This window comes from Escherichia sp. WS1265, from assembly GCF_046487585.1.
Classification (GTDB): Bacteria; Pseudomonadota; Gammaproteobacteria; order Enterobacterales; family Enterobacteriaceae; genus Escherichia; species Escherichia coli.
In genome coordinates this window covers 215,098-228,154 of sequence record NZ_JBJQJE010000004.1, presented here as the reverse complement: position 1 = coordinate 228,154, position 13,057 = coordinate 215,098, and the positions used below count along the sequence as shown (strand labels likewise).

The following is a 13,057-nucleotide window of genomic DNA, read 5'->3' as shown; positions in this document are numbered from 1 at the left end:
ATGCTCATTGATGATATTGATTTTGCGGACCTTTACCTGCAGCAACTCAAACTGGCCCACCGCACAGAAAAAACGCCGGATCACTGGGATCAACGGGCGGAAAAAATGGCGGAAAATTGCGCCTCGCCTACGGACAGCTACCTGCAACAACTGACCGCTAAAATTGATCTGCAAGGCGCGCAGACCTTATTCGATATGGGCTGCGGACCGGGTACAGTATCGCTGGCGCTGGCTGACAAACTCACGACGATTTATGGCGTTGATTACAGTCAGGGGATGCTGAAGGTTGCCGCCCGTCGCGCCGCCGCGCTAAAGGCAGACAATGTCCACTGGATCCAGCGCGCCTGGGAAGAGGACTGGAGTGACCTGCCACGCTGCGATATTGCCGTGGCTTCCCGCTCCACTCTGGTGGCTGATATGCGCCAGGCAATGAGCAAACTGAATAATCAGGCACGGCTTCGCGTCTATACGACTCATCTGGTCAGCACCTCGTTCGTCTCTCCAGCCATTCAGCGGGCGGCTGGTCGGGAAGTGATCGAATTACCCAACTATATCTTTGCGCTCAACGTCCTGTATCAGATGGGAATTTATGCTCACGTTGATTTTATCCGTGGACAAAATTGCCAACAGGATAACAGCACCTGGGAACGTTTTGAGCAGAACGTCAGCTGGAGTCTGGGCGCGCTTAACGACGATGAGCGTGAGCGGTTATATCGCTGGTATCAACAACAAGATGCTCGTGCCCTCGCCCCTGCCAGCCGCGACTGGGCGCTCATCTGGTGGGATAGCGTACCGCAAGAGGCACTGCGATGATTTTCCTTTCTCAGGCACAAATCGATGCGTTACTTCTGGAAGATATCCAGGGCGGTGACCTGACCACGCGAGCATTAAATATTGGACACCAGCATGGCTATATAGAGTTTTTTCACCGTCAGGGCGGCTGCGTCAGCGGAATTTCTGTCGCGTGTAAGATGTTAACTACGCTGGGATTAACTATTGATGACGCAGTCAGCGACGGTTCACAAGCGAACGCGGGTCAGCGGCTAATCCGTGCGCAGGGTAATGCCGCAGCACTTCATCAGGGATGGAAGGCAGTCCAGAATGTGCTGGAGTGGAGTTGCGGTGTTTCTGATTATCTCGCTCAAATGCTGGCGTTACTTCGTGAACGTTACCCTGATGGCAATATCGCCTGCACCCGAAAAGCAATTCCGGGCACCCGCTTACTGGCCTCGCAGGCAATTCTGGCTGCCGGAGGACTGATTCATCGTGCCGGATGTGCGGAAACCATATTATTGTTTGCCAACCACCGTCATTTTCTTCATGACAATCAGGACTGGTCAGGCGCAATCAATCAGTTACGTCGCCACGCACCCGAGAAGAAAATAGTTGTTGAAGCCGACACGCCGAAAGAGGCAATCGCCGCGTTACGCGCGCAACCAGACGTACTTCAGCTCGACAAATTTAGTCCACAACAGGCAACTGAAATTGCGCAAATAGCACCGTCGCTGGCTCCCCACTGCACGCTGGCTCTGACCGGCGGAATTAATCTGACAACACTCAAAAATTACCTCGACTGCGGCATTCGCCTTTTTATTACCTCCGCGCCTTATTACGCGACACCAGCTGACATTAAAGTCAGTCTGCAACCCGCAGCCTCTATTTAATTCTTTGTTAAACGGAATTTATTCTATGAGACTCAAAAAACGTTATCTCTGCACAGCATTATCACTTGCCTTTACCCAGCAGGCCGTAGCGGCTCAGGAGAGTGACACGCTGACCGTATGGTCCAGTCCGGTATCATCAACGACGACCACCGTTCTCGATCAACCCATCATGAAGGCCCTGGATAAACAGAATGTCGCTCAGGCATTAAGTGTCGTCCCCGGCGTGGTGCTGCAAAAGTCAGGTAGCCGCAACGAAGAACAGGTCAAAGTTCGTGGCTTTGATAGTCGTCAGGTGCCGGTCTATTTCGACGGTGTGCCCATTTATGTTCCCTATGACGGCAACCTCGATCTGGCGCGGATTCTGACCAACAATTTGGGGGCAGTTGAAGTTTCCAAAGGGTATTCGTCGCTGCTTCAGGGGCCTAATCAGATGAGCGGAGCCATTAATATCACCACCCAGAAGCCAACAAAACCTCTGGAAGCAAGTCTGGGATATCGCCAGGGATGGAGCCGTAGCCAGGACAATGCCTACGATATGCATGCTTCATTTGCCGCCAGCAGCGATCTGGGGTATTTGCAAGTCAGCGGTAGCCAGCTAAAGCAGGATTTTCTCGGCCTGCCGCATGGTGTAAATAATGATATTGCAGGCAAACACGGCAAGATGATTAATTCATCGGCTGATGATAAACGCGGCATTGTGAAGCTCGGTTTTACACCACGCGAAAACGATGAATACACATTGACTTACATTAAGCAGGATGGTGAAAAAGATAACCCGCCATACAGTGGAAATAGTGGTCAAAAATCACGCTACTGGCAGTGGCCAGAGTATGACAAAGAAAGTTTTTATTATCAGGGAACGACCCAACTAAACGATCGTTTTACCCTGAAAAGTCGGCTATATCGCGACACCTTTGAAAATACGCTGATGATGTACAACTCGCTGGCTGATTTGAAAAATAAAAAAGGCAGCTACAGCCATTATTCCGATTACAGCGACGGTGCCGGGTTACAACTGGCAGCCGATGTACGTGAAAACGATCTGCTGTCGTTTGCCGTTAACTGGAAAGATGACGTACACCGGGAAAAAAGTGCGCCGCACGCCGCTTACGATCGCTATGAAGATCGTACCTGGTCGCTCGCCAGTGAATATCAATGGGCTGCTGCCGATAATGTCGATGTCGTGGCTGGAATCAGCTATGACTGGCGCGATAGCGTAGAAGCGAAAAAACATGAGAAAGATGGAAGCATCACCCATTATGACGACAACAATCAGTCAGCTTTTAACTGGCAGGTGATGGGGAAATACCACTTTGCCAATGAAGACACGCTGGCGCTTTCGTACTATGACCGCACACGCTTTCCGACGCTGAAAGAACGCTATACCACGTCCAAACCTGCGTATAACCAGATAGCGATTGTTAACCCGCAGCTCAAACCGGAACGCGCGCGCGGGGTGGATTTAACCTGGAATGGTGCCTTCACGCACGACTGGGGGTTTGAGGTCAGCATTTACTATAACCGGGTGAGTGATGCCATCCTCTCGCACAATATCGATGCCGATACCATTCAAAATCAGAACAGCGGCACGGTGGATTACAGCGGTCTGGATGCCGGTATTAAGGGGAAAATCAGCAATATACTGGATGTAGGATTGAGCTATGCCCTGATCCACGCTGATGCCAAACGCAAAGACATCGGCAAGATAACCGATCTGCCAACGCAGACAATGACCGCATGGATGACTCTCAAACCGTGGGAGCCGTTAAGCGTAACGCTGTCGGAAGAGGCGCGTTCCTCCAGCTACAGCAACAGTGACGGTTCACAAAAAGCCGCCGGTTTTGCGGTGACCCACATTCGAGCCGATTACACCTTAGGTCATGGCTTCAGCGTCAATGCGTCGGTCAATAACCTGTTTGATACCAAATATGCCTACAGTGAAGGGTTTATTGAAGAAGGTCGCAATTTCTGGGCAGGTATCGAGTATACGTTCTGATGTGAAAGCGGATAGCGGCATCTGTATCGCTATCCGCCTTATGAAAATCTTATTCTCTTCGCAGGAGGCGGAATACGCCCAGCACCAGGATAGCGCCCACCACCGCCACCAGGAAGCTGTGCAAATTAAAACCGCTGATGGTGCCACCAATGCCAAACATGGTCGCCAGCCAGCCGCCGACCACCGCACCGACTATCCCGAGAATACAGGTCAGGAAAAATCCACCACCATCACGCCCCGGCATGATTAGCTTGGCGATAATGCCGGCTATCAGGCCAAAAATAATCCAGGCAATAATTCCCATGTTCAGGCCCTCGTTTCGATGAATCGGACGCAAGAAATGCTTACGTCAACGCTCTAAGTATAGGCAAGGGCGGAATCGATGCTGGGCGTATGTCGGCTGATTTAAGAACAACATGTAAAAAATATTCATGCATTTGTATTAAGTTTTGTTAACTGTGACCGATAAACCAAAGACAGTTTGTCAGTCAGGAGTTTTTCCGCGTGAGTCATTACCATGAGCAGTTCCTGAAACAAAATCCGTTAGCCGTCCTGGGCGTGTTACGCGATTTGCACAAAGCCGCAATTCCTTTGCGTATCAGTTGGAATGGCGGGCAGCTGATCAGCAAAATACTGGCAATAACCCCGGATAAACTGGTGCTGGATTTCGGCAGTCAAGCCGAAGATAACAACGCTGTGTTAAAGGCGCAGCACATTATCATTACCGCCGAAACCCAGGGCGCGAAAGTCGAATTTACTGTTGAACAACTACAGCAGAGTGAATACTTGCAGCTTCCGGCATTTATTACCGTACCGCCTCCCACCTTGTGGTTTGTACAACGACGCCGATATTTCCGCATCTCCGCCCCACTCCATCCGCCTTATTTTTGCCAGACCAAACTGGCGGATAACAGTACGTTACGTTTCCGCCTGTATGATTTGTCGTTAGGCGGCATGGGCGCATTACTGGAAACAGCAAAGCCTGCCGGATTGCACGAAGGCATGCGCTTCGCTCAGATTGAAGTCAACATGGGGCAATGGGGTGTTTTTCACTTTGACGCCCAGTTAATCTCAATCAGCGAGCGCAAAGTGATTGATGGCAAGAATGAAACCATCACCACTCCCCGTCTGAGCTTCCGTTTTCTTAACGTCAGCCCGACGGTGGAGCGGCAATTACAGCGGATTATTTTCTCTCTCGAGCGGGAAGCCCGGGAGAAAGCGGACAAAGTGCGCGACTGATTTACATCGCGTCCAGTGCCTGCTCAAGTTTGTAGATATAGCGCGGAGCCTGCGGCGCAGGATGATTTCGCGCTACGTGATCGAGGAACTCGTCAGCATCCAGATCGTTGATTTTGCTGATCGCCTTTTTCCGATCTGACGAGAAAGTCCGTAGCAGCGCACCTGCCCCGTTAGCATATGACACCACCAGCGCATATTGCAGTACCTTCGGATCTTCAATGCCTGCCAGCGGGCCGGTTTCCAGAATATTCAGGTAAGCCGCGCCCATTGAAATATTACGCTCCGGATTCTTCAGCTCGCTGGTCGTCGGCTCACCACTCCAGCCCATTCGGCGATAAACATCACGTCCGGAGGTTGAAGCTTTTAACTGCATCAAACCAATGGCATTCGATTTACTCACCGCATTCGGATTACCACCCGATTCGATAGCGATAATCGCTGTGATCAATTGTGGATCGACGCCCCAGGCTGCACCGGCTTTCTGGCTTATTGGCATCCACTGCATCGCACGTTGCACCGGAACTTTCGCGTTCCACGGCGGGTTCGTGTAGTCATGCTTTGATGAACAACCTGCTAATAACACAATCAAAAAGGCAAACCATCTCAATTTCACTTCTTCTATCCTTATAGCCTGGAATCGCCGTTGAGGTGACAACGGCACACCTAAGCGGCATGATATACATTTCGTTTCTGTTGTCAGCAAGGAATTGCCATGTCTCTGTTTCACTTAATTGCCCCATCGGGTTACTGCATTAAACAGCACGCCGCGCTGCGTGGTATCCAGCGCCTTACCGACGCGGGGCATCAGGTCAATAACGTCGATGTTATTGCCCGTCGTTGTGAGCGTTTTGCGGGTACGGAAACGGAGCGTCTGGAAGATCTCAATTCCCTTGCCAGACTGACTACCCCCAACACTATCGTGCTGGCTGTACGCGGTGGTTACGGTGCCAGTCGTTTACTGGCGGATATTGACTGGCAGGCACTGGTGGCTCGCCAACAACATGACCCGTTGCTCATTTGCGGACATAGCGATTTTACCGCCATTCAGTGCGGTCTTCTGGCGCATGGCAATGTCATCACCTTTAGCGGCCCCATGCTGGTAGCAAACTTTGGCGCGGATGAACTGAACGCCTTTACCGAGCACCATTTCTGGCTGGCGTTACGCAATGAAACCTTCACCATTGAATGGCAAGGGGAAGGCCCGACATGTCAGACCGAAGGCACGTTATGGGGAGGCAATCTCGCGATGCTGATTTCACTGATTGGTACACCGTGGATGCCGCAAATCGAAAACGGTATTCTGGTGCTGGAAGATATTAACGAGCACCCTTTCCGCGTCGAACGTATGCTGTTGCAGCTCTATCATGCTGGAATTTTGCCACGTCAGAAGGCGATTATTCTCGGTAGCTTTAGCGGCAGCACGCCCAATGATTATGACGCAGGTTACAACCTGGAGTCAGTGTACGCGTTTTTGCGTTCCCGCCTGTCGATTCCACTCATTACCGGCCTCGATTTTGGTCATGAACCACGCACGGTTACGCTGCCGTTGGGCGCACATGCCATTCTTACTAACACCCGGGAAGGCACTCAGTTGACGATTAGCGGTCATCCTGTTCTTAAAATGTAAAAAAATCACGCTTCAGGGCTAAGTAAAACGCTGTCTCTGCCGCTAATATGGTAGGGTTTATATAAGAGACAGCGTAATCAGGAGTAACCGACCGTTGGATGCCACAACAATAATTAGCCTTTTCATCTTAGGATCCATCCTTGTCACCAGCAGTATATTACTTAGTTCATTTTCTTCCCGTCTTGGCATTCCTATTCTGGTTATTTTTCTGGCGATCGGCATGCTGGCGGGAGTCGATGGCGTCGGCGGTATCCCGTTTGATAATTACCCCTTCGCCTACATGGTAAGTAACCTGGCGCTGGCGATTATTTTGCTCGACGGCGGGATGCGCACTCAGGCCAGTTCCTTTCGTGTGGCGTTAGGACCGGCGCTGTCGCTGGCGACGCTGGGCGTGCTTATCACCTCTGGTTTAACCGGCATGATGGCGGCGTGGCTGTTTAATCTTGATTTGATTGAAGGCTTATTAATCGGCGCTATCGTCGGCTCCACCGATGCTGCAGCGGTCTTTTCTCTGCTGGGTGGTAAGGGGCTTAACGAACGCGTTGGCTCGACGCTGGAAATTGAATCCGGCAGTAATGATCCAATGGCGGTCTTTCTGACGATTACCCTGATTGCGATGATCCAGCAGCATGAAAGCAGTGTCAGCTGGATGTTCGTGGTCGATATTTTGCAGCAATTTGGCCTCGGGATTGTCATCGGTCTTGGCGGTGGTTATTTACTGCTGCAAATGATTAATCGCATCGCCCTGCCCGCCGGTTTATATCCATTGCTGGCATTAAGCGGCGGTATTTTAATTTTTGCTTTAACCACGGCGCTGGAAGGCAGCGGTATTCTGGCTGTTTATCTGTGCGGTTTTCTGCTGGGTAATCGGCCGATTCGCAACCGCTACGGCATTCTGCAAAATTTCGACGGCCTTGCCTGGCTGGCGCAAATCGCCATGTTCATGGTGCTGGGGCTGTTGGTTAACCCAAGCGATCTGCTGCCTATTGCCATTCCGGCGCTCATTTTGTCCGCATGGATGATATTCTTCGCTCGTCCTCTTTCGGTATTTGCCGGATTGCTACCGTTCCGTGGTTTTAATCTGCGTGAGCGCGTGTTTATCAGCTGGGTGGGATTACGCGGAGCGGTGCCAATCATCCTGGCCGTGTTCCCGATGATGGCGGGGCTGGAGAATGCGCGTCTGTTCTTTAATGTCGCCTTCTTTGTGGTTCTGGTTTCACTGCTCTTGCAGGGAACATCTCTCTCGTGGGCGGCGAAAAAAGCCAAAGTGGTGGTTCCGCCCGTCGGACGTCCGGTGTCACGCGTTGGCCTGGATATTCATCCGGAAAATCCATGGGAGCAGTTTGTTTATCAATTGAGTGCCGATAAATGGTGCGTGGGCGCGGCACTGCGCGATCTGCATATGCCAAAAGAGACGCGTATTGCGGCACTGTTTCGTGATAACCAGTTGCTTCATCCTACTGGCAGCACCCGACTGCGCGAAGGCGATGTGTTGTGTGTAATTGGTCGGGAACGCGATCTCCCGGCGCTCGGTAAACTGTTCAGCCAGTCGCCACCTGTCGCGCTGGATCAACGCTTCTTTGGTGACTTCATTCTCGAAGCCAGCGCTAAATATGCTGATGTGGCGCTGATATATGGCCTGGAAGACGGGCGAGAATATCGTGATAAGCAGCAAACGCTGGGTGAAATTGTCCAGCAGTTGTTAGGCGCGGCACCGGTTGTCGGTGACCAGGTAGAGTTTGCCGGGATGATCTGGACGGTGGCCGAGAAAGAAGATAATGAAGTGTTGAAGATTGGCGTTCGAGTGGCTGAAGAGGAAGCTGAATCTTAAATTTAATGCAGCATCTATCGCCGGTTGCGATGCTTTGCTTAACGCAGCCTGAGCCTGTATATAAACTTGTCATTTCCTGATTTTGATATGCACATTCCAACATCAGAAGAGGGTTAAATTATGGATGACAAACCATTGCAGGCTCTGGCTAATAAATTCAAAACACCGGCTCAAGAAAGTCAGCGTAAGGGCTTCTTCCGACTGCAACAGGTGAAGAAAAACCTGCCCCATATTATCTGTATACCCGTCAACCATCAGGGGCCCCTGCCTGACATCGCCCGAACATATTCCCCCACGCAACCTGCCGCGCTGACATAGCCCACACAATAGGCGTTTCATCCGCTTGTAGCACCGGATGCATGAGCGATTTCTTATAGTTATTCCTTTGCTTAATAACGATTATTTCCGGGTCGTTCGCTCTCGTATTTTCTTTATTACGTCAGAGCTGCCTGGGCCGTAATACAGCATGTACCAGACCCGACACGGCATTTCTGACCAGGGAAAAAGTCAACGATGAGTCGTTATATCAGCGCAAATGACGTCCTGTGGCTCCTTTGCGGTGACCACATTCACGTCTCCGGCGCTGCCAGAGGATATTTATTTCAAGGATACGTAGCACTATGGCCAGCTTTAAAGACATCCACCCCTTCGCCCCCGCCATTTCCCCATCTTCCGTTAACCCAGGCGTACGACGCCCGCCAGGGCGGCTCTTCCTGTCGGTGGAACTCAAGAATGAAATTTTGCGGAACATGAAGTATATCGGCCCGCAAATATTTAGCTGGGGTGATGACCACCGGCAGATCATTGACCTCAGTACCGCGGGCGAAGTGAAAATACATATGGTAGACAATACCATCATCATGTTGGAGCGCCTGAATCCGAATCCGCAACATAACGAGTTCATGATGGTCGCCGAATGGTGCCAATGGGCTATGGAGCGGGATGGTTTGCAAGAAAACCTGCAAAAAAACCTGTACGAAATCCTGGAAGAAAACCAGCAAAACAAACAGTCAGAAATTCCCCAAGAAGACCTGAAAGAAAGTCTGGAAGAAATCAAGGTAAATATCCTGGAAGAAAACCTGCCAGCAAGCCGGATTGAAAACCGGGCAGAAGCATTGCGCAGAATGAAGGAATGTCTCATTACAAGACGGAGTATGCTCAATCTTAGCAACCTTGGATTGACTTCACTCCCTGAAAATTTGCCTCCACATCTGATTGAATTTTATTGCAGTAAAAACGTGTTGACCGCGTTACCGAAGGTGATGCCAAAGTGGCTGCTGGTGCTTGACTGTACAGATAACGTCTTGATCTTGTTACCGAAGGTGCAGCCCTCAAAACTGATGGTACTGAATTGCTATGACAACTGTATTATCTGGCTGCCTGAGCTGTCGACTAACCTGAGAGTGATTAACTATTCTGCAAACTTCTTGCAATTTTTACCGCCGTCGATGCCCCAGTACCTGTATAAACTATCCTGTGCTGGCAACAATATTCACTCAATACCTGATGAGATGCTGGAGAACTTGACTCGCCTGAAAGTATTTGACTGTTCTAGTAACGATTTGATCTCTTCACCACGGCTGCCGCCCAAACTAATAATTTACTACTGTGGAGAAAACAAGTTTAAAACGGTACAGGTGCCGCAGCCCCAGAGCCTGAAGGTGTTTGACTGTAATGGTAACCCGTGGGACAAAGACAATTTACCGACGCTGCTCAAAGCCGTCGAGGGCCTGAAAAAACAGCAGGGCCTGAAGGACCTTTTGGGCTTTTTGCACAAGGAGGGCCAGATGAAGCTGGAGAAGCTGGAGAAGCTGGAGGACCTGGATGACCTTATGGATCTGGAGCTCCTGGATGACCCGGTACTCCTGGAGCGCGTGAAGGTACAGGAGGACCTGGAACTCCTGAATCAGCAGTTGGGCCTGTTGAGTCTGGAAAGAAAACAGGACTCGCAGCCTGTTAATCAACATTCTGAACATGAACCCGAACCTGCATCAAATGTGAAGCGTGATTTATCTGAAGTCGAGTTCGAGTCAACAATGAAACGTAAGCGTTTTATGTAGAACGCCTGTGCGGTGAGTTCAGGTTCCGGGGAAATAGTGTCCATCCTTTTAATGGACACTATCATGGGAAATGGCTCTGTCACATCAACAACTACAGTTGCTGACCAGCCGGATGGATGATTTTTTCGCAACCAGAAGACGCTGCCTCCGATCCGGCTTACAACAAGTTACACTGTCACAACCGGGACACGTAACGCCAGCGCGCACATCAACTCATAGCCCACCGTTCCGGCAGCGGCGGCGACATCATCAATTTTGATCTCCTTGCCCCACAGCTCAACCGGCGTACCAATCCCCGCCTGCGGGCAAGGCGTTAAATCAACCGCCAGCATATCCATCGAGACGGTCCCCACCGTCATGGTGTGCACGCCGTCCACTAAAACAGGAGTACCGGTAGGCGCATGGCGCGGATAACCGTCGGCGTATCCTGCGGCGACAATGCCGATTCGCTGTTCATCGCGCGCAGTATAGCGACCGCCGTAGCCCACACGCTCGCCCGCTTTTAGCGTCTGGACACCAATAATCTCACTGTTTAGCGTCATCACCGGACGTAATCCGGTATTGGCGATATCACGCCACTGACCGGACGGCGAAGCGCCATACAAAATAATGCCAGGCCGAACCCAGTCAAAATGCGCTTCCGGGTGCCACAGAGTCGCCGCCGAATTGGACAACGAACGCCGACACTCCAGCCCTTCCGCCGCCTGCTCAATACGCGCCATCGCGCTGGAAATTCCATCAGGATGTTCCGCCTCGGCAAAATGCGACATCAGGGTCATTTCGCCAACATTCGCCATCGCCCGCAACTGCTGCCAGACGGTAAGCACGCGATCGGGCTGGAAGCCCAACCGATTCATCCCACTGTTCACTTTAAGATAAATATCCAACGGGGCTTTTAGCCGTGCATTTTGCAGTGCTTTGAGCTGCCAGTTGCTGTGTACGCAGGTGGTCAGGCGGTGCTGGTCATAAATCTCCAGATCCTGAGCATGGAAAAATCCTTCCAGCATCAGGATCGGTCCTTTCCAGCCGCGCTCACGTAACGTTATTGCCTCTTCCAGGTTAAGTAATGCAAAGCCATCGGTGGCCCCGAGCGCGCTCCAGATACGCTCAATACCGTGCCCGTAAGCGTTCGCTTTTACCACTGACCAGACGCGCGCGTGCGGCGCGGCCTGGCGGACAATGGACAGATTCTGTTTTAATGCCTGCAGATCGAGGCTGGCCTGTATCGGACGGGTCATCTCGTTTCCTTAGCTATGCGCGCCATGTAAATGGCCCGGGCGTGATGGCGTAAATCCACGGCTGTAGCGCGCTACGCTTAGATCCTCATACGGAATCGCTGGCGTGCGACCAGAGAGCAGATCGCTTAACAACTGACCGGAACCGCAAGCCATCGTCCAGCCGAGCGTGCCGTGACCGGTATTCAGCCACAGATTTTTAAAGCGTGTACGCCCGACAACCGGCGTGCCGTCTGGCGTCATCGGGCGCAGACCCGTCCAGAATGTGGCCTGCTCGACATGACCGCCGCGTGGATAGAGATCGCGAACCACCATCTCCAGCGTTTCACGACGCGGTTGCAACAGCTCGGTGTTAAAGCCAACAATTTCCGCCATTCCGCCAACACGAATGCGGTTATCGAAACGGGTAATGGCGATTTTGTAGGTTTCATCAAGGATAGTAGACACCGGCGCACCATCTTCCTGCGCAATCGGAATAGTCAGCGAGTAGCCTTTCAGCGGATACACCGGAATATCAACAATGCCTTTGAGCATCGCCGTCGAGTAAGAACCAAATGCCATCACATATGCATCGGCCTTAATCACTTCATCGCCACACTTCACGCCGTAGATTTGCTCGCCGTCGCAAAGCAGTTGGTCAACGGGCGTATTAAAGCGGAATTTAACCCCCGCCTGCTCCGCCATCCGCGCCAGATTCTGGGTAAACAGCTGGCAGTCTCCGGTTTCGTCATTGGGCAGTTGCAGACCACCCGTCAGTTTGTGCGCTACTTCTGCCAGCGCGGGCTCCACTTCCGCCAGGCGGCTGGATTCCAGCAGTTGATACGGTACGCCAGCATCTTCCAGCACGGCGATATCGCGGGTCGCATTTTCATACTGTTGTTCGGTACGGAACAGTTGCAGCGTCCCACCCTGACGCCCTTCATACTGAATATTGGTTTCGGCGCGCAATGCTTTCAGGCAATCACGGCTGTATTCCGCCAGACGCACCATCCGCCCTTTGTTTTCCATGTAGTGGCTGGTGTCGCAGTTACGTAACATTTGCCACATCCATTTCAACTGGAACTGCGTACCGTCGAGACGAACCGCCAGCGGCGCATGGCGCTGGAACATCCATTTAATCGCTTTTAAAGGCACACCTGGTGCCGCCCACGGTGCTGCATATCCGGGGGAGATTTGCCCGGCATTCGCGGCACTGGTTTCCAGGGCGGCCCCCGGCTCCCGATCAATGACGGTGACCTCATGTCCTGCCTGATTTAAGTACCAGGCGCTGGCAACGCCTACCACACCACTTCCCAGTATGACAACTCGCATAGCCACTCCGATAACGGTAGATACAGTAAAAGAATAATAATCTAATTACATCTTGATAACTCAGTTGAAAATATTATTCAACATACGGCTTTTT

At 51.6% G+C, this 13,057-nt stretch carries 12 protein-coding genes; 8 read left to right on the top strand and 4 right to left on the bottom strand.

The genetic code is table 11. The features are described 5' to 3' along the window. The 3 genes from ACJHX3_RS06360 to ACJHX3_RS06350 are packed head-to-tail and all read left to right on the top strand — an operon-like array spanning position 1 to position 3,660. Complete coding sequence (locus ACJHX3_RS06360; RefSeq protein ID WP_000904003.1) at positions 1-813, top strand: class I SAM-dependent methyltransferase; 813 nt, start codon at positions 1-3, stop codon at positions 811-813. Further along, positions 810-1,664, top strand: coding sequence for a ModD protein (gene modD, locus ACJHX3_RS06355; RefSeq protein WP_000576817.1), 855 nt, complete (start codon positions 810-812; stop codon positions 1,662-1,664). Before ACJHX3_RS06360 ends, modD begins: the two co-directional genes overlap by 4 nt. 25 nt (positions 1,665-1,689) lie before the next feature. Continuing rightward, a complete protein-coding gene (locus tag ACJHX3_RS06350; RefSeq protein WP_094321740.1) occupies positions 1,690-3,660 on the top strand; it encodes a TonB-dependent receptor plug domain-containing protein in 1,971 nt (656 codons plus the stop codon). Positions 3,661-3,709: 49 nt separating this feature from the next. On the opposite strand, the gene ACJHX3_RS06345 is transcribed toward ACJHX3_RS06350, so the two are convergent. Continuing rightward, positions 3,710-3,964: a GlsB/YeaQ/YmgE family stress response membrane protein gene (locus tag ACJHX3_RS06345; RefSeq protein WP_001330447.1), complete on the bottom strand. Its 255-nt coding sequence runs from the start codon at positions 3,962-3,964 to the stop codon at positions 3,710-3,712. A 200-nt stretch (positions 3,965-4,164) separates the two neighbouring features. On the opposite strand from ACJHX3_RS06345, the gene ACJHX3_RS06340 reads away from it, so the two are divergent. After that, the gene (locus tag ACJHX3_RS06340) at positions 4,165-4,899 is read left to right on the top strand and encodes a flagellar brake protein (RefSeq protein WP_000020135.1); all 735 of its coding nucleotides are present in this window, start codon (positions 4,165-4,167) and stop codon (positions 4,897-4,899) included. Between the two features lies 1 nt (position 4,900). Here ACJHX3_RS06340 and emtA read toward each other — a convergent pair whose 3' ends face one another. Further along, the gene (gene emtA, locus ACJHX3_RS06335) at positions 4,901-5,512 is read right to left on the bottom strand and encodes a membrane-bound lytic murein transglycosylase EmtA (protein WP_001295616.1); all 612 of its coding nucleotides are present in this window, start codon (positions 5,510-5,512) and stop codon (positions 4,901-4,903) included. Positions 5,513-5,611: 99 nt separating this feature from the next. On the opposite strand from emtA, the gene ldcA reads away from it, so the two are divergent. The 4 genes from ldcA (at position 5,612) to ACJHX3_RS06315 (ending at position 10,417) form a co-directional block, all read left to right on the top strand. Then, a complete protein-coding gene (ldcA, locus tag ACJHX3_RS06330) occupies positions 5,612-6,526 on the top strand; it encodes a muramoyltetrapeptide carboxypeptidase (RefSeq protein WP_000051549.1) in 915 nt (304 codons plus the stop codon). Positions 6,527-6,620: 94 nt separating this feature from the next. Then, positions 6,621-8,357 carry a potassium/proton antiporter gene (locus ACJHX3_RS06325; protein ID WP_094308254.1) on the top strand — a complete coding sequence of 579 codons (1,737 nt, stop codon included), beginning with the start codon at positions 6,621-6,623 and terminating at the stop codon, positions 8,355-8,357. Between the two features lie 120 nt (positions 8,358-8,477). Beyond that, entirely contained in the window at positions 8,478-8,675 is a 198-nt protein-coding gene (locus ACJHX3_RS06320) for a hypothetical protein (RefSeq protein ID WP_001389602.1), read from the top strand. Between the two features lie 302 nt (positions 8,676-8,977). Continuing rightward, positions 8,978-10,417, top strand: a complete 1,440-nt coding sequence (locus ACJHX3_RS06315) for a hypothetical protein (RefSeq protein ID WP_094321741.1) — start codon at positions 8,978-8,980, stop codon at positions 10,415-10,417. A gap of 167 nt (positions 10,418-10,584) precedes the next feature. Here the strand turns inward: ACJHX3_RS06315 and dadX are convergent, their stop codons facing one another. Further along, entirely contained in the window at positions 10,585-11,655 is a 1,071-nt protein-coding gene (dadX, locus tag ACJHX3_RS06310) for a catabolic alanine racemase DadX (protein WP_000197835.1), read from the bottom strand. Positions 11,656-11,664: 9 nt separating this feature from the next. Further along, positions 11,665-12,963: a D-amino acid dehydrogenase gene (dadA, locus tag ACJHX3_RS06305; protein ID WP_001266908.1), complete on the bottom strand. Its 1,299-nt coding sequence runs from the start codon at positions 12,961-12,963 to the stop codon at positions 11,665-11,667. Positions 12,964-13,057: the final 94 nt, after the last annotated feature.